The 20,779-nt window shown below is 66.6% G+C and carries 17 protein-coding genes; 12 read left to right on the forward strand and 5 right to left on the reverse strand.

Features of this window, described 5'->3' with window-relative positions; translation table 11 throughout:
* The first annotated feature begins 295 nt into the window (after positions 1–295).
* The 7 genes from nrdH to tssI all read left to right on the forward strand — a co-directional run bounded on the left by nrdH (position 296) and on the right by tssI (position 8,270).
* Positions 296–520 carry a glutaredoxin-like protein NrdH gene (nrdH, locus tag PJ259_RS14435; protein ID WP_017639470.1) on the forward strand — a complete coding sequence of 75 codons (225 nt, stop codon included), beginning with the start codon at positions 296–298 and terminating at the stop codon, positions 518–520.
* A 10-nt stretch (positions 521–530) separates the two neighbouring features.
* Positions 531–935 (forward strand): class Ib ribonucleoside-diphosphate reductase assembly flavoprotein NrdI, encoded by a 405-nt coding sequence (gene nrdI, locus PJ259_RS14440; RefSeq protein WP_271653282.1) that lies wholly within the window; start codon positions 531–533, stop codon positions 933–935.
* Positions 917–3,058 (forward strand): class 1b ribonucleoside-diphosphate reductase subunit alpha, encoded by a 2,142-nt coding sequence (gene nrdE, locus PJ259_RS14445; RefSeq protein WP_271653283.1) that lies wholly within the window; start codon positions 917–919, stop codon positions 3,056–3,058. Before nrdI ends, nrdE begins: the two co-directional genes overlap by 19 nt.
* Before the next feature lie 10 nt (positions 3,059–3,068).
* On the forward strand, positions 3,069–4,049 hold the full coding sequence (nrdF, locus tag PJ259_RS14450) for a class 1b ribonucleoside-diphosphate reductase subunit beta (RefSeq protein ID WP_271653284.1): 981 nt from the start codon (positions 3,069–3,071) through the stop codon (positions 4,047–4,049).
* 196 nt (positions 4,050–4,245) lie between these two features.
* Entirely contained in the window at positions 4,246–5,781 is a 1,536-nt protein-coding gene (locus PJ259_RS14455) for a DNA-3-methyladenine glycosylase 2 (RefSeq protein WP_271653285.1), read from the forward strand.
* A complete protein-coding gene (locus PJ259_RS14460; protein ID WP_271653286.1) occupies positions 5,781–6,287 on the forward strand; it encodes a methylated-DNA--[protein]-cysteine S-methyltransferase in 507 nt (168 codons plus the stop codon). Before PJ259_RS14455 ends, PJ259_RS14460 begins: the two co-directional genes overlap by 1 nt.
* Positions 6,288–6,404: 117 nt before the next feature.
* Positions 6,405–8,270 (forward strand): type VI secretion system Vgr family protein, encoded by a 1,866-nt coding sequence (gene tssI, locus PJ259_RS14465; protein ID WP_271653287.1) that lies wholly within the window; start codon positions 6,405–6,407, stop codon positions 8,268–8,270.
* 68 nt (positions 8,271–8,338) lie between these two features.
* On the opposite strand, the gene tkt is transcribed toward tssI, so the two are convergent.
* The 5 genes from tkt to PJ259_RS14490 all read right to left on the reverse strand — a co-directional run bounded on the left by tkt (position 8,339) and on the right by PJ259_RS14490 (position 13,925).
* Positions 8,339–10,336 carry a transketolase gene (tkt, locus tag PJ259_RS14470; RefSeq protein WP_271653288.1) on the reverse strand — a complete coding sequence of 666 codons (1,998 nt, stop codon included), beginning with the start codon at positions 10,334–10,336 and terminating at the stop codon, positions 8,339–8,341.
* Positions 10,337–10,419: 83 nt separating this feature from the next.
* A complete protein-coding gene (locus PJ259_RS14475; protein ID WP_271653289.1) occupies positions 10,420–11,019 on the reverse strand; it encodes a PqiC family protein in 600 nt (199 codons plus the stop codon).
* Positions 11,016–12,662 (reverse strand): PqiB family protein, encoded by a 1,647-nt coding sequence (locus PJ259_RS14480; protein ID WP_059316509.1) that lies wholly within the window; start codon positions 12,660–12,662, stop codon positions 11,016–11,018. Before PJ259_RS14480 ends, PJ259_RS14475 begins: the two co-directional genes overlap by 4 nt.
* Positions 12,646–13,287 carry a paraquat-inducible protein A gene (locus PJ259_RS14485; protein WP_059316510.1) on the reverse strand — a complete coding sequence of 214 codons (642 nt, stop codon included), beginning with the start codon at positions 13,285–13,287 and terminating at the stop codon, positions 12,646–12,648. The genes PJ259_RS14480 and PJ259_RS14485 overlap by 17 nt, the downstream gene beginning before the upstream one ends.
* Positions 13,284–13,925: a paraquat-inducible protein A gene (locus tag PJ259_RS14490; protein WP_059316511.1), complete on the reverse strand. Its 642-nt coding sequence runs from the start codon at positions 13,923–13,925 to the stop codon at positions 13,284–13,286. The genes PJ259_RS14485 and PJ259_RS14490 overlap by 4 nt, the downstream gene beginning before the upstream one ends.
* A 215-nt stretch (positions 13,926–14,140) precedes the next feature.
* Here PJ259_RS14490 and PJ259_RS14495 point away from each other — a divergent pair, with 215 nt between their 5' ends.
* From PJ259_RS14495 to PJ259_RS14515, 5 genes are all read left to right on the forward strand, one after another.
* Entirely contained in the window at positions 14,141–15,139 is a 999-nt protein-coding gene (locus PJ259_RS14495; protein WP_059316512.1) for an ArsR/SmtB family transcription factor, read from the forward strand.
* Positions 15,140–15,255: 116 nt separating this feature from the next.
* Positions 15,256–16,446: a methionine adenosyltransferase gene (gene metK / locus PJ259_RS14500; RefSeq protein WP_271653290.1), complete on the forward strand. Its 1,191-nt coding sequence runs from the start codon at positions 15,256–15,258 to the stop codon at positions 16,444–16,446.
* Positions 16,447–16,616: 170 nt separating this feature from the next.
* A complete protein-coding gene (locus PJ259_RS14505; protein WP_271653291.1) occupies positions 16,617–17,246 on the forward strand; it encodes a phosphatase PAP2 family protein in 630 nt (209 codons plus the stop codon).
* A gap of 153 nt (positions 17,247–17,399) precedes the next feature.
* Entirely contained in the window at positions 17,400–18,446 is a 1,047-nt protein-coding gene (locus tag PJ259_RS14510) for a polyamine ABC transporter substrate-binding protein (protein ID WP_271653292.1), read from the forward strand.
* Positions 18,433–20,757, forward strand: coding sequence for a putative bifunctional diguanylate cyclase/phosphodiesterase (locus PJ259_RS14515; RefSeq protein ID WP_271653293.1), 2,325 nt, complete (start codon positions 18,433–18,435; stop codon positions 20,755–20,757). Before PJ259_RS14510 ends, PJ259_RS14515 begins: the two co-directional genes overlap by 14 nt.
* The last annotated feature ends 22 nt before the right edge of the window (positions 20,758–20,779 follow it).

Genomic DNA, 20,779 nt, shown 5'->3' on the forward strand with positions numbered 1-20,779 from the left:
CGGAATGCTGTCTGCCGTGAATGGGCAGAGGTAGCTCCCAGGGAAGCCGGCCTACCGGCCTGCCTGCGATGCCCTAGCAGAAACGGTCATCGAAGGCTGATAGAGCGGAGCCATGACCTGGATCAAAAACCCTACTTGTTGTGCTGTAGAAATTAGAAAACACCATATGTAGTATCTGGACCGAACTTGAGGCCCAAGCCGCACTCGAAGGAAAAGACCCGAATCGCCACGGCGAACGCCGGCTGGCGCCAGGCTTTTTCCCTTGAGTTCGCCCTACTAAGGACAGGAGTCAGCCATGACCATTACCATCTACAGCAAGCCCGCCTGCGTACAGTGCAACGCCACCTATCGCGCCCTGGACCGTCAGGGGATCACCTATGAGGTGGTGGATATCGAGCAGGATGCCCAGGCGCGCCAGACCGTGGAGTCCCTGGGCTATCGCCAGGTGCCGGTGGTGGTGGCCGGTGATGACCACTGGGCCGGTTTCCGCCCGGACAAGCTCGGTCAGCTGGTGGCCTGAGGCCAGGGCCATGGGTGAGCTGCTGTATTTCTCCAGCACCTCGGAGAACACCCACAGATTCGTCGAGAAACTCGGTCTGCCGGCGCGGCGTATCCCTCAGGATCCCGCCGCCGAACCGCTCAAGGCCCGTGAGCCCTACATCCTGGTCTTGCCGACCTATGGCGGCGGGGGCAGCAAGGGCGCGGTGCCCAAGGCGGTGATCCATTTTCTCAACGATCCGCACAATCGCGCCCTGATCCGCGGCGTCATTGCCGCCGGCAACACCAACTTCGGCGAGGGCTACTGCCTGGGTGGACGCATCGTCGCCCAGAAATGCGCGGTGCCCCTGCTCTACCAATTCGAATTGCTCGGCACGACGGAGGACGTCGACCGGGTGCGCACGGGAGTGAACGACTTTTGGCAACGTCAGGCCTGACCCCGACCGGCAGCGACGCGGACTATCACGCACTCAATGCCATGCTCAATCTCTATGGCCCCAATGGCGAGCTGCAGCTCGACAAGGACCGCCAGGCGGCGCGGCAATACTTCCTGCAGCACGTCAACCAGAACACGGTGTTCTTCCATAACCTGGACGAGAAACTTGGCTATCTGGTGGACAAGGGCTACTACGAGGCGGCGGTGCTGGAGCAGTATGCCCCGGCCTTCGTGAAGGCGCTGTTCGAGCGCGCCTATGCCTACAAATTCCGTTTCCAGAGCTTTCTCGGCGCCTTCAAGTACTACACCAGCTACACCCTCAAGACCTTCGACGGCCAGCGCTACCTGGAACGCTACGAGGATCGGGTGTGCATGGTCGCCCTGAGTCTGGCGCGTGGTGACGAACAGTTGGCCGAGTCCCTGGTGGACGAGATGATCAGCGGGCGCTTCCAGCCGGCCACCCCGACCTTTCTCAACGCCGGCAAGCGCCAGCGCGGGGAGCTGGTGTCCTGCTTCCTCCTGCGCATCGAAGACAACATGGAGTCCATCGGCCGCGCGGTGAATTCGGCGCTGCAGCTCTCCAAGCGTGGCGGCGGCGTGGCCTTCCTGCTGAGCAACGTGCGCGAAGTCGGGGCACCGATCAAGCGCATCGAGAACCAGTCCTCGGGCATCATTCCGATCATGAAGCTTTTGGAAGACGCCTTCTCCTACGCCAACCAGCTGGGGTCGCGCCAGGGCGCCGGGGCGGTCTATCTCAACGCCCACCACCCGGACATCCTCAGGTTCCTCGATACCAAGCGCGAGAACGCCGACGAGAAGATCCGCATCAAGACCCTGTCCCTCGGCGTGGTGATTCCCGACATCACCTTCGAGCTGGCCAAGCGCAATGCCGACATGTACCTCTTCTCGCCCTACGACGTGGAGCGGGTCTATGGCGTGCCCTTCGCCGACATCAGCGTCAGCGAGAAATACGCGGAGATGGTCGCCGATGCGCGCATCCGCAAGCGCAAGATCAACGCCCGGGAATTCTTCCAGACCCTGGCGGAGATCCAGTTCGAGTCCGGCTACCCGTACCTGATGTTCGAAGACACGGTGAACCGCGCCAACCCCATCGCCGGGCGCATCAACATGAGCAACCTCTGCTCGGAGATCCTCCAGGTCAACACCCCCAGCCGTTTCGACGAAGACCTGGGCTACGAGCACATCGGCCAGGACATCTCCTGCAACCTGGGCTCCCTGAACATCGCCCGCACCATGGATTCACCGGACCTGGGCCGCACCGTGGAAACCGCCATCCGCGGTCTCACCGCGGTCTCGGAGATGAGCGACATCCGTTGTGTGCCCTCGGTGGCCGCCGGCAATGCCGCCTCCCACGCCATCGGCCTGGGCCAGATGAACCTGCACGGCTACCTGGCCCGCGAGCACATCCACTACGGCTCGGCGGAAGGCCTGGATTTCACCAACCTGTACTTCTACACCGTCACCTACCACGCGGTGCGCGCCTCCAATCGCCTGGCCATCGAACGCGGCCAGAGCTTCCAGGGTTTCGCCGACTCCAAGTACGCCAGTGGCGAGTACTTCGATCAGTACACCGAGGGCGACTTCACCCCGCGTACCCCGCGGGTGGCAGAGCTGTTCGAGATGGCCGGCATCCGCCTGCCGACCCGCGCTGATTGGCAGGAACTCAAGGCCTCGGTGATGCAACACGGACTGTTCAACCGCAACCTCCAGGCCATCCCGCCCACTGGGTCGATCTCCTATATCAACCACTCCACTTCGAGCATTCACCCCATCGTTGCCAAGGTGGAGATCCGCAAGGAAGGCAAGCTGGGCCGCGTCTACTACCCGGCGCCCTACCTGGCCGACGACAACCAGGAGTATTACCAGGACGCCTACGAGATCGGCCCGGAAAAGATCATCGACACCTATGCCGAGGCCACCCGCCATGTCGACCAGGGGCTGTCGCTGACGCTGTTCTTCCGCGACACCGCCACCACCCGCGACATCAACCGGGCGCAGATCCATGCCTGGAAGAAGGGCATCAAGACGCTCTATTACATCCGCCTGCGCCAGGCCGCCCTGGAAGGCACCGAGGTGCAGGGCTGCGTGTCCTGCAGCCTGTGAGGAAATCGCCATGAACGCACCCGTCAACGCGCCGCGCCTGAATCGCATCAACGCCATCAACTGGAACCGTATCCAGGACGACAAGGACCTGGAAGTGTGGAACCGCCTGACCGGCAACTTCTGGCTGCCGGAAAAGATCCCGCTGTCCAACGACATCCCCTCCTGGGCGACCCTGACGCCCAAGGAGCAGCAGCTGACCATCCGCGTCTTCACCGGCCTGACCCTGCTGGACACCATCCAGAACGCCGTGGGCGCTCCAACCCTGCTGGCCGATGCCGTCACCCCCCACGAAGAGGCGGTGATCGCCAACATCGGCTTCATGGAGGCGGTGCATGCACGCTCCTACAGCTCGATCTTCTCCACCCTCTGCTCGACGCCGGACGTGGACGAGGCCTATCGCTGGAGCGAGGAGAATCCCTATCTGCAGACCAAGGCCGACCTGATCCTGGCGCGCTACCACGCGGACGACCCGCTGCTGCGCAAGGTGGCCAGCGTCTTTCTGGAATCCTTCCTCTTCTATTCGGGCTTCTATCTGCCGATGTACTGGTCCAGCCGCGCCAAGCTGACCAACACCGCCGACCTGATCCGCCTGATCATTCGCGACGAGGCAGTGCACGGCTACTACATCGGCTACAAATTCCAGCAGGCCCTGGCCAAGGAAAGCCCGGAGCGCCGCCAGCAGGTCAAGGACTTCGCCTACGAACTCCTGCAGGACCTCTACGACAACGAGGTGGCCTACACCGAGGACCTCTACGACAGCGTCGGCTGGAGCGAGGACGTGAAGAAATTCCTCCACTACAACGCCAACAAGGCGCTGATGAATCTGGGCTTCGAAGCGCTGTTCCCCAGCAGCATGACCGACGTCAGCCCGGCGATCCTGGCCGCCCTGTCGCCCAGCGCCGACGAGAACCACGACTTCTTTTCCGGCTCAGGCTCGTCCTACGTCATCGGAAAGGCGGCGAGTACCGAAGACGAGGATTGGAATTTCTGACCTTAGATCGCGGCCATGGGCCGCTCCTACAGAAGCATCGAACGCCTGTAGGAGCGGCCCATGGCCGCGATAGGCATTTACTCGAAAACCAGAGCGGCCGCAGCGCCGGACCGCCAGGGCCGCGATAAACCTCCACCTCGGCGGTCCCGTCCGAAAACGGCCAGTCACCCCTACCCGGCGGTGCTAACCTGCCGCCATGAACGCCTTCCCCGACATTCCCGCCTTCGAACGTGCCCGCCTCGCGCGGGACCCGCGCTTCGACGGCCTGTTCTACACCGCGGTGCTCACCACCGGCATCTATTGCCGACCGGTATGCCCGGCGCAACCGCCGCGCCCGGAAAACGTCAGCTACTACCCCAGCGCTGCCGCCGCCGAGGCCGCCGGCTATCGCCCCTGCCTGAGGTGCCGCCCCGAGCTCTCCCCCGCCGGCGGCCACTGGCAACGCGGCGACGCCACCCTGGCCCGCGCCCTGCGACTGATGGACGAAGGCCTGGAGGACGGCGGTCTTCCTGCCCTCGCCGCGCGGCTCGACCTCAGCGAACGCCAGTTGCGGCGACTGTTCGTCGAACGCCTGGGCGCCGCGCCCCTGGCGGTGCTGACCACCCGCCGACTCCTGTTCGCCAAGCAGTTGCTCAGCGAGACCCGGCTGCCGATCACCGAGGTGGCCCTGGCCACCGGCTTCGGCAGCCTCAGGCGCTTCAACACCGCCTTTCGCGACGCCTACGGCCTGGCCCCCAGCCAGGTGCGCAAGGGTCAGGCCGCGCCTTCGCCAGTGCTGGTCCTGCGTCTGGCCTATCGTCCGCCCTACGACTTCGCCGCCCAGCTGGATTTTCTCCGCGGTCATGCGCTGCCCGGCGTCGAGGTGCTGGACGACAGCAGCTATGCCCGGGTGATCGGCACGCCCGAACAGCCCGGCTGGCTGCGCGTCTCGGCTTGGGATGCCGACACGCCGGCGCTGCGTCTGGAGCTGCACGGCGCCGCGCCCGGCGAGCTGCAGGCCGCGGTGGCACGCATCCGCCGCATGTTCGATCTGGATGCCGATCCGGAAGCCATCGCCCAGGGCCTGGCGGTCGATCCGACCCTGGCCGAGCTGGTGGCGCGCCGGCCGGGCCTGCGCCTGCCCAGTGGTTGGGACGGCTTCGAGATCGCCGTGCGCGCCGTCATCGGCCAGCAGGTCAGCGTGGTGGCGGCCACCACCATGACCGCCCGGGTGGTGCAGCGCTTCGGGCGGCCTTGGGGCGAGCCCGGCCATGAGGCCAGTCGTCCGCCGGCCGGCCTGCACCACTTCTTTCCCACGGTGGAGGCCCTGGCCGAGGCCGCCTTGGAAGACCTCACCGGCCTCGGCCTGATCCGCGCCCGCGCCGGCACCCTGGGCAACGTGGCCCGGGCCTTGCGCGCCGGCGAGGTGGACTTCGACACCGGACGCACCTTGGACGACTTCACCCGGCGCTGGATCGCCCTCAAGGGCATCGGCCCCTGGACCGCCCAGTACATCGCCCTGCGCGCCCTGGCCCACCCCGATGCCTGTCCGGTGGAAGACCTGGTGCTGCAGAAACGCCTGGCACCGCCCGGCGAGCGCCTGACCGCCAAGGCGCTGTATGCCCGAGCAGAGGCCTGGCGGCCCTGGCGCGCCTATGGGGTGATGCAGGTCTGGCGCGAAGCCACCTGGAAGGACCCCGCCGATACTCCCGCCGAACCCGTCCCTACCCGTCTCGCCAAGGAGTCGCCCTGATGATTGCCTACTGCCTGCTGGACAGCCCCATCGGCCCTCTCACCCTGGCCGCCGACGACAGCGGTCTGCGCGTGGTGGAATTTCCCGAGAATCGCTACCTGGCCAAGCGCGACAGCAGCTGGGTCGCCGCCGACCATCCGATCCTGGCCCTGGCCCGCACGCAACTTGGCGAGTATTTCGCCGGCCGACGCCAGCGCTTCGAGCTGCCCCTGGCGCCGCGCGGCACCCCCTTCCAGCTGGAGGTCTGGCAGGCCCTGGCGGAGATCCCTCACGGCCAGACCTGGAGTTATGGTCAGCTCGCCAGCCACCTCGGCCGACCCCAGGCGATGCGCGCGGTGGGCGCCGCCAATGGCCGCAATCCATTGCCCATCGTGCTGCCCTGCCACCGGGTGATAGGGGCGTCCGGCGCCCTGACCGGCTTTGGCGGGGGGTTGCCGACCAAGCAATTCCTGTTGGAACTGGAAGGAGCCTTGCCACCGCAGCAGGATCTCCTCGCCCTGGGCTAGACCGCTACTGCGCCAGAATTCGCCTGTGAAATCGCTCTAGAATGCGCCTCTTGCAGCTTGAACCTGTACAGTCTGGCTGATCACATGGGCGTTTTCGATTCGCAAGGATGCGATCCGATGTTCACCCCAGCCGATACCCCTCAGTTCACCCTGACGCTGGACGGCGTCGCCCATGATTTCCAGATCCTCGCCTTTGAGGGCACCGAGGCCATCGGTAGGCCCTATCGCTTCCAGCTGGAGCTGGTCAGCGAACGACCGGACTGGCCGCTGGAATCGCTGCTGCATCGCCGCGCCTTTCTCGCCCTGGGCCCGGGGGACGCGGGTATCCACGGTCAGGTCGCCGCCGTCGCCCAGGGGGATTCCGGTCACCGCCTGACCCGTTATCGCATCGAACTGGTGCCGCGCCTGGCCTACCTCGCCCACCGGACCAATTCCCGCATCTTCCAGGGGCTCAGCGTCCCCGAGATCCTCGCCCAGTTGCTCCAGGAGCACGGCATCCTCGAAGGCGACTATCGCTTCGCCCTGGGTCCGACGGTCTATCCGACGCGCGACTACTGCGTGCAATACGGCGAAAGCGATCTCGCCTTTCTCAATCGGCTGTGCGAAGAAGAGGGCCTGCACTATCACCATCAACAGCGCCGCGACGGCCATGTGCTGGTGTTTGGCGATGATGCCACCTGCTTCCCACGGCTCGGCGCCACCCGCTACCTGCCCGGCAGCGGGCTGGTGGCGGACGACGCGGTGATCAGCCGTTTCGCGGTCGGCCTGCAGACCCGTAGCAGTGCCACCACCCTGCGTGACCACGACCCTCTACAGCCGCGGCTACGCCTGGAAAGCCGGGCGGACGCGAACTCACCACCCGCCCTGGAACACTATGGCTTTCCCGGTCGTTTCATCGATCGCGAAGCGGGCAAGCGCCTGAGCGCACGGCGTCTGGAGAGCCTGAGGCTCGACGCCCACCAGGCGCAGGGCAAGAGCGATCGAGCAGGCCTGCTGAGTGGTCACTTCCTGCCGCTGGAGCAGCATCCTCATGGCGACTGGAACCAGCTCTGGTTGCTGACCGAGATCCACCATCAGGGGCGCCAGCCCCAGGTACTGGAAGAAAGCCTGCCCAACCCGTCTGTGGAGGATGGCTTGCGCCAGGGCTATCGCAACATTTTCGTCGCCCTCCCTTCGACGGTGCCCTTTCGCCTGCCCCGCCGTCATCCCAGACCGACCGTGCTGGGCGCCCAGACCGCCGTGGTGACTGGCCCGGCCGGCGAGGAGATCCACTGCGACGCCCTCGGCCGGGTCAAGGTGCAATTCCACTGGGATCGCCAGGGCCAGGCGTATGAGCGCAGCAGCTGCTGGCTACGCGTCGCCAGCGGCTGGGCCGGGGCGGGCTACGGCGCCCTGAGCGTGCCACGGATCGGCATGGAGGTGCTGGTGGGCTTTCTCGAAGGCGATCCCGACCAGCCGCTGGTGATCGGCTGCCTGCATCACGCCGAACACCGACCGCCGCTGGAGCTGCCCCGGGACAGGACCCGCAGCACCTTCAAGAGCCTGAGCAGCCCGGGCGGCAACGGTTACAACGAACTGCGCCTGGAGGATCGCCAGGGCCAGGAGGAAATCCACCTCCATGCCCAACGCGACTGGGACGAACGTATCGGTCATGACCACCGTAGCGAGATTGGCCACGAGCGCCATCAGCGGATCGGCGCCAACAGCTACAGCACCTTCCACGCCGAAGAGCACCGCATCACCCATGGCGAACGCCGCACCGAGGTGCGCGCCGATGACTACCTGGACGTCAGCGAGAGTCAGCACCTGCGCCTGGATGGCGGCCTTTTCGTCGAAGCCGGTAGCGAAATCCAGCTGCACAGCGGACAGAAGATCGTCCTGGAAGCCGGCGCCCGCCTGACGCTCAAGGCTGGCGGCAGTTTCGTCCAGCTGGATGCCGGGGGCGTCACCCTGGTGGGGCCGAGCATTCGGGTGAATCCCTGAGCGCCTGCTGAATGTCAGGCATGAAAAAGCCCCGCCTAGGCGGGGCTTTTCGTATTACCGCGGCACACTCAGTCTTCCAGCAACTCGCCGGCGACCGCCAGGACGTTGTCCAGGGTGAAGCCGAAGTGCTCGAAGAGCGCCGCCGCCGGAGCGGATTCGCCGTAGGTGTGCATGCCGATGATACGACCGTCGAGACCGACGTACTTGTACCAGAAGTCGGCGATGCCGGCCTCGATGGCGATGCGCGCGCCGACTTCCACCGGCAGGACCTGCTGGCGGTACTCGGGGCTCTGGCGGTCGAAGACGCTGGTGCTGGGCATGGAGACCACGCGCACCTGGCGACCTTCGGCGGTCAGGCGGTCATAGGCCTGCACTGCCAGCCCCACTTCGGAACCGGTGGCGATGAGGATCAGCTCGGGTTCGCCCACGCAGTCCTTGAGCACGTAGCCGCCGCGAGCGGCGTTGCCCAGGGTGGCTTCGTCGCGCACGCTGTGGACCAGGTTCTGGCGGGAGAAGATCAGCGCGCTGGGGCCGTCGCGACGTTCCAGGGCCGAGGTCCAGGCGATGGCGGATTCCACCGCGTCAGCCGGACGCCAGGTGTCCAGGTTGGGGGTGTAGCGCAGCGAGGCCAGCTGCTCCACCGGCTGGTGGGTGGGGCCGTCCTCGCCGAGGCCGATGGAGTCGTGGGTGAAGACATAGAGCACCCGCTGCTTCATCAGCGCCGACATGCGCACCGCGTTGCGGGCGTATTCCATGAACATCAGGAAGGTGGCGCCGTAGGGCACCAGGCCGCCGTGCAGGGCGACGCCGTTCATGATGGCGCTCATGCCGAATTCACGCACGCCGTAGTGGACATAGTTGCCGCTGGCGTCTTCGGCGGTGACGCCCTTGGCGCCCTTCCACAGGGTCAGGTTGGAGCCGGCCAGGTCGGCGGAACCGCCGAGCAGCTCGGGCAGCAGCGGACCAAAGAACTGCAGGGCGTTCTGGCTGGCCTTGCGGCTGGCGATGGTCTCGCCCTTGCTGGCGACGTCCTGGATGAAGGCGGCGGCGCGCTCGGCGAAATCGGCGGGCAGGTCACCGGCCATGCGGCGTTTGAACTCGGCGGCGAGCTGCGGATGGGCCTGGGCGTAGGCGGCGAAACGCTCGTTCCACTCGGCCTCGGCGGCGGCGCCGCGCTCCCGGGCGCTCCACTCGGCATAGATGTCGGCGGGGATCTCGAAAGGCGCATGGGACCAGCCGAGCAATTCGCGCGCGGCCTGGATCTCGTCGTTGCCCAGGGGCGCGCCGTGGCACTCTTCCTTGCCCTGCTTGTGTGGGGCGCCGTAGCCGATCACGGTCTTGCAGCAGATCAGGGTGGGCTTGTCGCTCTTGCGCGCGGTGTCCAGGGCAGTCTGGATCTCGTCGGCGTCATGGCCGTCGACGTTGCGGATCACCTGCCAACCATAGCTCTCGAAGCGCTTGGGTGTGTCGTCGGTGAACCAGCCCTCGACCTCGCCATCGATGGAGATGCCGTTGTCGTCGTAGAAGGCGATCAGCTTGGACAGGCCCAGGGTGCCGGCCAGGGAGCAGGCCTCGTGGGAGACGCCTTCCATCATGCAGCCATCGCCCAGGAAGGCGTAGGTATGGTGGTCGACGATCTGGTGGCCGTCGCGGTTGAACTGGGCGGCCATGACCTTTTCCGCCAGGGCGAAGCCCACGGCGTTGGCGATGCCCTGGCCCAGCGGACCGGTGGTGGTCTCGATGCCCGGGGCGTAGCCGTACTCGGGGTGGCCCGGGGTCTTGCTGTGCAGTTGACGGAAATTCTTCAGGTCGTCGATGGACAGGTCGTAGCCGGACAGGTGCAGCAGCGAATAGATGAGCATGGAGCCGTGGCCGTTGGACAGCACGAAGCGGTCACGGTCGGCCCACTGGGGATTGCCAGGGTTGTGCTTGAGCTGATCGTGCCAGAGCACTTCGGCGATATCGGCCATACCCATGGGGGCGCCGGGGTGGCCACTGTTGGCCTTTTGCACGGCATCCATGCTGAGGGCACGGATGGCGTTGGCTCGATCACGACGGCTGGGCATTGCGGTGTCTCCTGGCAGAGGCAGAGCGAAAGGGTGGCCATTTTCGCTCAGCCAGGGCACTTCCAGCAATCGGCGCGGTCGCCTCAGCCTGCCGGGCAGATCGTATCGCCGTCGGCCACGAAGGCACGCGCCACCGGCTCGATGCGCTTGGCCAGGACGCTCAGCGCCTGGCGATGCGCCGCGACGACCTCGACATAGGAGCCGCCAGCGGGCTGGCTGATCCGGCTGCCGCAGGTAAGCACCCGCTCGCCCCCGGGCTCGGCCAACCGCAGGGTCCAGAGCGCGTCCTGCTGGACCCCACGTCCAGGCTGCGAATCGAAGCGCTGCAGATCCACCTTGACGCGCAGCACCGGGGCGCCACTGCCGCGCGGGGCATCGCCCAGGTCCAGGGTGCCCAGGTCCTGGGACAGGTCGGCGGACAGGGCACTGCGGACCTCGTCGGCCAGAGGGGCGATCCAGCGCTCGTTTTCCAGCAGCGCGATGCCCTCGCCCTGGCGGATCACCAGCTGCGGCTGATCCACCTGCGGCGGGACCGAGACGCCCTGCAGCGCGAAGCGAAAGCTGGCCGCGTGACCACTGGCAGCGGGCTCCGCGGCGCTGGTGAGGGTGTGGTAGTTGAGCGGCGCCTTGGACGAACAGGCGGCCAGCAGCAGGGGCAGAGCCAGGCAGGTCAGGCGCTTCATTGCAGTTTTCCTTTGGCGGGATCGCGGGAGCCCGGCTCGAACTTGGGCGGCGGATCGGTCACCAGGCCGCGGATCAGGGATTCCGGATGGCGGCCCAGGTAGTCGCCGAACACGCGCAGGGAGCGCGCCATGCGCTGCATCTCTTCGAGCGTCTGGGTCAGGTTCTGCTGCACCGGCGAGTCGGTACCCAGACTCTGGCTGGCGCTGCCGGTGAGCTGCTGCACGCCCATCAGGGTGGTGGTCAGCTGCGGCAGGACGCCCGCGTTGAGCTGCTTGAGAGTGCCACTGAGCTGCGCCAGGCTGGTGTCGAGATTCTTGCCGATGGAATCGAAGGGAATCTTGTCGATCTTGTTGACGATGCCAGCCATCTGCTCCTGCAGACGATCGAAACTGCCGGTGACGGTAGGGATCGACAGCGGTTTGGCCTTGGGATCGAAGGCTACCTTGGGCGCGTTGGGCACGAAGTCGACGGAGATGTACAGCTGACCGGTCAGCAGGTTGCCGGTACGGGCCTGGGCGCGCAGGCCGCGGGCCACCCAACCGGCGAACAGCTTGCCATCGCGGTCCTTGGTCTCGATGCGCTTGCCGACGTCACCCAATCGCTGGGGATAGATGACGGCGCCGACGATCAGCGAGAAGCGATCCTGGGCATCGTCGTAATCGGGGGTCAGGGAGACCACCCGGCCCACGTTCATGCCGAGGAATTCCACCGGCGCGCCGGTGGCGAGGCCACGCAGCGACTGCTGGAATCTCATGCGCACATAGATGGGCTCGCCGTCCGGTGGTGCCAGGGCGCTGGTCTGATCGTCGAACAGGGTGAAGCCCTGGTCTTCCTGGGCCGCCTCCGGGTCCTTCGGCCACTCCGGGGTGACGAAGGCGATGCCGCCCGCCACCACCGTGGCCAGCGACTGGGTGTTGAGCTTGAGTCCGGACGCGCTGAGCGAGACGTCGACCCCGCTGGCGTTCCAGAAGCGGCTATTGACGGTGACGAAGCGGTCGTAGGGCGAATCGACGAAGATCTGGGCGCTGACGCCCTTGCCGTCCGGGTTGAGGTGGAAGGACACCACCCGGCCGACCTGGATGCGCCGGTAATAGACCGGCGAGCCCACGTCCAGCGAGCCGATGTCGTCGGCGGTGACGATGAATCTCTTGCCCGAGGCGCCATGGATCAGCGCCGGTGGCTGCTCCAGGCCGCGGAAGTCGCGATGGGATTCTGTGGAGTCGCCGATATCGGCGCCGATGAAGGCGCCCGACACCAGGGTGTCGACCCCCGAGACGCCATTCACGCCGAAGCGCGGCCGCACCACCCAGAAGCGCGCGTCCTTGGTGGCGAAGCCCTCGGCGGACTTCTCCAGCTCGATGGTGGTGATCACCCGATTGCGATCCGGCGCCAGCTGGATGTCGCTGACGGTGCCGATCACCACGTTCTTGTACTTGACCTGGGTCTTGCCGGCTTCCAGGCCCTCGGCGGTGAGAAAGGTCACCGTGATGGTCGGTCCGCGCGAGGCCCAGCTGTGGATCACCATGGACAGCCCGATCAGGGCCGCCACGATGGGTACCAGCCAGATCAGCGATACGCTCCAGCGACTGCGGCGTACCTCGGGGGTAGGCGCCAGGGCGTCGGGTTCATGCCTGTCCGTCATCGTTCACCTCTGCATCCCAGATCAAGCGGGGATCGAAACTCATCGCGGCGAGCATCGTCAGCACCACCACGAAACCAAAGAACACGATGCCCAGGCGCGGCGCTGCCGAACTCAGGGCACCGAAATGCACCAGCGCCGAGACCAGGGCCACCACGATCACGTCGAGCATCGACCAGTAGCCGATCAGCTCGACGAAGCGATAGAGCCGGGCGCGCTGGGCGGTAGCCCAGTCGCTGCGCCTCTGGCAGGTCACCAGCAGGGTGCCGAGCACCAGGAACTTGATGGACGGCACCGCCACGCTGGCGATGAAGATGACCAGGGCAACGCCCCAGGAGCCGTTCTCCCAGAATTCGATCACCCCTTCGAGGATGGTGCTTTCCGTGCCGCGGCCCAGGGTACCGGTGAACATCACCGGCAGGGTATTGGCCGGGATGTAGAGGATGAGCGCGGCCAGCAGGTAGGCCCAGGTCTTGGCATAGACATTCGGCTTGCGCCGGTGCAGCGCCGAGCCGCAGCGCGGGCAGCCGGCCTTGTGGCGACGGGGCGCCGTGCAGACGTTGCCGCAGACATGGCACAGGCAGAGGCCGAGCTCGTCGGCACGCGGCGGCAGCGGGGGCGCACTCATGGCTGGCGCGCTCCGACGGCGTCCCACAGCGGGTGCAGGTCGCGCTTGGCGATGATCAGCAGGACCACCATCAGTCCGACCATGCCGAACAGGCCCAGGCCCACCACCACGTGCAGCAGGCCGGCCAGCTTGATCACCGCCACCAGGGCGCCGAGCACGAAGACCTCGATCATGCTCCAGGGCCGCAGGTAATGCAGGGTCACCATGGCCGTGGCGAAACCGGGAGCGCGACGGCCGGCCTGGGCGAAGCCGAGCACCCAGAGCAGCAGCAGGATCTGCAGCAGCGGCACCACGAACAGGGTCATGGCCACCACCAGCGCCATGGGGCCGGCGAAGCCGCGACTCATGGCGATCACCGATTCCAGCAGGGTTGCCTCGCTGTGCAGGCCGCGAAAGCTCAGTTGCAGGATGGGGCCGACGTTGGCGATGACGAACAGCACCGCCGCAGCGATCGCCAGGGCCAGCAGGCCCTGGATGTCGAGGCGGCTGGCGCGATAGAGCAAGGCGCCGCAGCGCAGGCAATGCGCTCGCTCACCGACGGCGAGCGGCTCCAGGCGATGCACCGAATCGCAGTGCTCGCAGATCACCAGGCGCGTGCCAGCGGCAGGCGCGGAAGGGGATGTTGGCTGGACGGACATGAGGCTACCCGGGTGGCGCTCCTGGAGGGGGCTGCACGTTGGACGCGCGAGGCTCGCGGTCGTTACCGCAGGCCCGTGACGACTGCCGGCCAAACGGCCCCGGCATCTTACCTACATCTACGGACGTATGCGCGAGTCGATGCCTCGGACAAGTATCAAAACTTTTTGATGCTTTTCTTGCGAGCCCAGGAGCGGGTCTCTAGACTAGCGCCCCTATGACCCCGCTACGTGTGCCGGCGCTCGGCCGAGACCCAGGTGACACCCTCGCCGCCCTGTGCAAGGCCGGCGGCGATCCCCTGCGCCTGAATGTCCTGCGCGCCCTGCACAGTGCCTCCTTTGGCGTGCTGGAGCTGGCGCAGATCTTCGCCACCGGCCAGTCCGGCATCAGCCACCACCTCAAGGTGCTGGCCCAGGCCCAGCTGGTGGCCACTCGCCGCGAGGGCAACGCCATCTTCTATCGTCGCGCCCTGCCCCGCCCCGGCAGCCTGGGCGGCGCCCTGCACGCCGCCCTGCTCGAGGAGGTGGATGCCCTGGCCCTGCCCAGTGCGGTGCAGACGCGCATCGGCGAGGTGCATGCCCAGCGCGCCGCGGTGAGTCGCGATTTCTTCGCCCGGGTGGCGGAAAAATTCCAGGCCCAGCAGGACCTCATCGCCAGTCTGCCGCAGTATCGCGACGGCCTGCTCAGCCTGCTGGACGCCCTGGCCCTGGATCCGCGTGGCTGCGCCCTGGAGGTGGGCCCGGGCGACGGCGCCTTCCTGCCGGACCTGGCGCGGCGCTTCGCCCGAGTGGTGGCGGTGGACAACAGCCCGGCCATGCTCGAACTGGCGCGTCAGCGCTGCCAGCGCGACGGCCTCGCCCATGTCGAACTGCAACTGGCCGATGCCCTCGCCGAGCCGCTGCCCCAGGCCGACTGCGTCGTCCTCAACATGGTCCTGCACCACCTGGCCGCCCCGGCGGAGGCCCTGCAGCAGCTGGCCCGCCGCGTGGCGCCGGGGGGCAGCCTGGTGATCACCGACCTCTGTCCCCACGACCAGACCTGGGCGCGTGCCGCCTGTGGCGATCTCTGGCTCGGCTTCGACCAGGACGAACTGGCGCGCTGGGCCCAGGCGGCCGGCCTGCAGGCAGGCGAGAGCCTCTACCTCGGCCTGCGTAATGGCTTTCAGATCCAGGTGCGCCAGTTCGCGCGCCCGGATCAGGGAAACACCCCGTCATGAGGCCAACTAGCCAGTGGCGGGCGGACCCGACGCTCAAGGGCGTCATGTCCAGCAAGGAAACTGCTGTCTCGACCGGCCTGCGGGCCCCTACCCCCTGGTAATTTAGGAACCATTCGATGAGCGAATATTCCCTGTTCACCTCCGAGTCCGTGTCCGAAGGCCATCCGGACAAGATCGCCGACCAGATCTCCGATGCCGTACTCGACGCCATCATCACCCAGGACAAGCACGCCCGCGTGGCCTGCGAGACCCTGGTCAAGACCGGTGTGGCCATCGTCGCCGGTGAGGTCACCACCTCCGCCTGGGTCGACCTGGAGCAACTGGTCCGCGACGTTATCGTCGACATCGGCTACGACAGCTCGGACGTCGGCTTCGACGGCGCCACCTGCGGCATCGTCAACATCATCGGCAAGCAGTCGGTGGATATCGCCCAGGGCGTCGATCGCAGCAAGCCGGAAGACCAGGGTGCCGGTGACCAGGGCCTGATGTTCGGCTATGCCTGCAACGAAACCGATGTGCTGATGCCTGCGCCCATCACCTTCTCCCACCGTCTGGTGGAGCGCCAGGCCGAGGCACGCAAGTCGGGCCTGCTGCCCTGGCTGCGTCCGGACGCCAAGTCCCAGGTGACCTGCCGCTACGACGGCGGCAAGGTGGTCGGCATCGACGCCATCGTGCTGTCCACCCAGCACAACCCCGAGGTCAAGTACGCCGACCTGCGCGAAGCCGTGATGGAGCTGATCGTCAAGCACGTCATCCCCGCCGAGCTGCTGCACAAGGACACCCAGTTCCACATCAACCCGACCGGCCAGTTCATCATTGGCGGCCCGGTGGGCGACTGCGGCCTGACCGGCCGCAAGATCATCGTCGACAGCTACGGCGGCATGGCCCGTCACGGCGGTGGCGCCTTCTCCGGCAAGGACCCGTCCAAGGTCGACCGCAGCGCCGCCTACGCCGGCCGCTACGTGGCCAAGAACATCGTCGCCGCGGGCCTGGCCGATCGTTGCGAGATCCAGGTGTCCTACGCCATTGGCGTGGCTCAGCCCACCTCCATCTCGATCAACACCTTCGGTACCGCCAAGATCAGCGACGAGAAGATCGTGCAGCTGGTGCGCGAGCATTTCGACCTGCGCCCCTACGCCATCACCACCATGCTCGACCTGCTCCACCCGATGTACCAGGCCACCGCGGCCTACGGTCACTTCGGCCGCCATCCCCAGGAAATCACCGTGGGCGATGACACCTTTACCACCTTCACCTGGGAACGTACCGACCGCGCCGCCGCCCTGCGCGCCGCTGCCGGCCTGTAAGACGCCTCCTGGCAAAAAGCCCCGCCACCGCTGGTGCCGGGGCTTTTTTCTGGGTCTGCCATCGGAATCCCAGCGCTTTCTTGCGCCAGTCCACAGGCTGGCACGCTCGATGCAACCTCTGGGCATCTGGTGGTCAGAATGCCTCGTCTTCTCCAGGAGTCTGCTTATCCATGTGGCTGTTCATCACCAACTTCGGCGATTCTTCGGTGATGCTTCCCTGCGCCGTCCTGATCGCACTCTGGCTGCTGGCCGGCCTGTCCGCGCGAGCGGCGTTGCTCTGGCTGCTGCTGTTTGGTGCCGCCGGCCTCGCGGTTGCCCTGTCGAAGATCGCCTTCTTCGGCTGGGGCCTGGGCATTCCTCGCCTGGATTTCACCGGCTTCAGTGGCCACTCCATGCTGGTGGGCAGCGTGCTGCCGATCCTTGGCTGGCTGCTGGCCAGTCGGGCGCGGCCGTCGCTACGGCTGACCGCGGCCGCCATCGGCGCCGCTTGCGCCCTGCTCATCGCGGTCTCGCGGGTGGTGCTGGGCTATCACTCGATCTCGGAAGTGGTGACCGGCCTGCCCATCGGCTATGCCGCCAGTGGCGGTCTGCTCTGGCTGCTGCGTGGCCAAGAGGTCAATCTCAAGCCACGCCAGGCGGCCCTGGGTGCAAGTCTGCTACTCCTGCCGCTGCTGTTGCTGCATGGCACCAACGCGCCGACGCAACGGGTGCTGGAACGCCTGGCGGTGAAATTCGCCGACGAGCAGAAGCCCTGGACCCGCGCCCACCAGCGTGCCGGGGTCGCCCCCTTGCAGAACTGAGGCGCATCGCTTGGCGCGTGCAATAGATGACGCATTGGCTGGCGAATACAGGCAGGCCTCCTAGACTGGCAGAAGCCCTGCGTTTCCTGGGGTGAACGTCCGGGTCCTTCGGCCCCTCCTATTGAAGTCAGCCCTTGCCGCCGAGTCGTCCGCATGCGCTACTGCCTGTTCCTCTGCAGCCTGGTGCTCACCGGTCTGCCTGCGTCACCCGTGGCGGCTGCCGAGCCCTTGCGGCTCTATACCTGGGAAGGCTATTTCAGCGACACCCTGCTGCAGCGCTGGGCCAAGAGCCATCCGCCGCTGCAGGAGATCCATTTCGACAGCAGCGACGTGCGCGACGCCACCCTGGCGCGCGGCGATGCCACGCTCGACCTGGTGGTCATCAACGAAGTCAGCGCCACCCGCCTCGGCCAGGACGGCCTGCTGACGCGCATCGAGCCACACAGGCTGCCGCACCTGGCAGAGCTCGACCCGCGCTGGCGTCACAGCTGCGGCGACTACGCCGTACCCTACGTATGGGGCACCCTGGGGCTGCTCTACCGCAGTGATCGCCTGGCCAAGGCACCAGACTCCTGGCAATCACTGCTGCAACCCGCCCCCGCCCTGCGCGGCCACATCGCCATGGTCGAAGACCATGACGACCTGCTGGTCGCTCCCCTGATCACCCTGGGGGGCGCGATCAACAGCAGCGATCCCGACCTGCTCAGACGCAGTTTCGCCCTGCTCAAGGCTCAGGCACCGGCGGTGCTGACCTATCAGTACGTGGTCAGCGCCCTGCGCAATCCGGCCTACAGCGACCTCATCGACCTGGCGCTGGGCTACAGTGGCGATCAACACCTGCTCAATGCCACCACGCCCGGACAGCCCTGGCGCTTCGTCACGCCCCGCGAGGGTAGCCTGCTCTGGGTGGACTGCCTGGCGGTGCCAAGCAATTCCCCACATCAGGCTGCCGCCGAGCGCTTCATCGACTTTCTCAACGAGCCGCATAACGCCCTGCTGGCCACGGAGGAACTGCACCTGGGGACGCCCAACGCCGGTGCCGCGCGCCTGTTGTCGGCGGAGCTGCGCCAGGATCCCAGTCTGTTTCCTCCCGAAGACGTCCTCGTCCACAGTCAGCTCTTTCGCGAAGGTCCGCCGGATACCTTCCAGACCCGTCAACGTATCGGCAGTGCACTGGTGAGTCGCCATGAATCTCAATAGGCGCGTCCTGCTGCTGATCCTGCCGGTCGCCCTGCTCTGCAGCCTGACCCTGGTGGGACTGGGCTACACGGTGCAGCGCGAGGCGGTGATAGGGCTCGAACGCTCCCGGGTCAATCACGACCTGGCGGCGCTCGAAACCACCTATCGCGAGTACGATCAGTTCAGTCGCAATCTGCTCTATGCCCTGGCCAACAGCGCGGCGCTGGGCAACTTCCTGCGGCAGACCGACGTGCCCTATCGCAACGAAGCCCTGGGTACCCAGCTGCAACTGGCGGTCCAGCGACTGGTCGGCAACGATGCTCCCAGCCGCATCTCGCTGACGATCGCCCGACCGGACCTGAGCCTGGCCTACTACTACGAACGCAGCGACGATCCCTTCGCCCAGTTGGGCAGCCGGCAGCGGCAGCTGCTCGAACGCCTGGCGCGCGCGCCGGACGGCCCGCTGGAGCGTCGCGACTACCTGATCGACGAACAGGGCCAGTCGCTACTGGTGGCGACGACCGCGCTGCTGCCCAGTACGGCCGGGCCGCCTCTTCCAGGCCAGCGCGACCTGGCGATGACGCTGCAGTTGGCGGTCAGCCCGGAGCGGGTGGAAACCTTGCGGCGGACCCTCGAACAGACCTATGGCGCACCGCTGGAATTCTCTCGCACGCCGCCCGTACGGACTTCGGCATTCACGGCCGTCGAACGCCTGGCACCGGACCTCTATGTTCGTCTGAGTCCGGACCCGCAGCACCTGCACGAGCAATTGCGCAGCCTGGCAGTGGCCTATTTCAGCGGCGGGCTGCTGGTGACCCTGGCCTGCATCCTGGTGCTAGTAATCCTCATTCGCCGCCATATCACCCTGCCCATCGCCCGCCTGGACAGCCAGCTCACCGAGGTCCTGGAAGGTCAGCGCCTGGCGCTCGAAGACAGCCGCGAGCCGGGCGAGATCGGCCATCTGGGCGCCAACATGAAGCGCCTGCACGACAACAACCTGGCCATCCTGGCGCAGCTGCGCACGGCCCTGCGCACCGACGTCCTGACCCAGATCGGCAACCGCCGCTACTTCCAGCTCATGGGCGAGTCCTGGCTGGCAGGAAAGCCGGACGGCCGTACCATCGCCCTGCTCTATTTCGGGCTCGACCATTTCAAGTCGGTGAACGACAGATTCGGCCACGAAGTAGGCGATGAATTGCTGCAGGCGATGGCCCGGCAGACGCAGCAGTTGCTCGCCGCCTATCAAGAGCGCAACGAAGTGGTCTTCACCCGTCTGGCTGGCGATGAGTTCGCCATCCTGCTGCGCGGATCGGCAGCGGCAACCGATGCCCTCGCCCTCGGTGAGGAACTGCAACGAAATTACGACAGCGGTACCCTGGTCGGCGAGCGGCGCTATGCCGTGACCCTGAGCATCGGCCTGGCCGCGCCCGAGGCTCCGCTGGACCTGGCCGACCTGCTGGCCCAGGCCGCCCTGGCCCTGGACCGGGCCAAGAGCGAAGGCGGCAATCGGCTGGTGCATTTCACTCCGGCGCTGGCTGCGCGCCAGCGTCGCCAGGATCTGCTGGACGAGTACCTGCGCCACCTCAACCCGGACGAGGAGTTTCACCTGGTCTACATGCCGGCGGTCGACAGTGCCGGTCAGGTACGCTCCGCCGAAACCCTGCTGCGCTGGAATTCGCCACGCCTCGGCGCCGTGTCGCCCGCGGAATTCATTCCCATCGCCGAGCGCCAGGGACATTTCCGCTGGATCGACCGCTGGGTCGTGGACCAGGCCTGCCGTGAGTATCCGGCCCTGCAGGAGATCCTGGGCAATGACTTGGTGCTGTCCGTCAACCTGTCGTCCGCGCAGCTGGACCAGGCCGATATCGTGCCCTACCTGCGCGAGCGGGTGCGCCACCACGGCGTCGATCCGGGCCACCTGGAGCTGGAATTCACCGAGACCTTCGCCGCTGAGCTGAACGAGCGCACCCTGGGGCTGCTGCACGAGCTGCGCGCCGAGGGCTTTCGCGTGGCCATCGATGACTTCGGCGTGGGCTACACCTCCATCCAGCAGGTCACCGACTATCCCGCCGACACCATCAAGTTCGACCGCCTGATCGTCGAACGCCTCAGCCAACCCGGGAACCAGGCCAGCCTGGATGCGCTGGTCGCCTTCTGCCATGCCCGCGACGCCCAGGTCATCGCCGAAGGCGTGGACACCGAGCAGAAGCAGCTCTGTCTGCAGCAGGCCGGCTGCGATCTCCTGCAGGGCTTTCTGGTCTGCCCGCCGCGCCGACTGGACGAGCTGGGCGAATGGCAGCGCCAGCGACTGGGCAATCCCAGCCCGGTCTAGGGCTAAAGGGCAGCCCGCTGCC

Source organism: Pseudomonas sp. JBR1, from assembly GCF_028198185.1.
GTDB classification, from domain to species: domain Bacteria; phylum Pseudomonadota; class Gammaproteobacteria; order Pseudomonadales; family Pseudomonadaceae; genus Chryseomonas; species Chryseomonas oryzihabitans_E.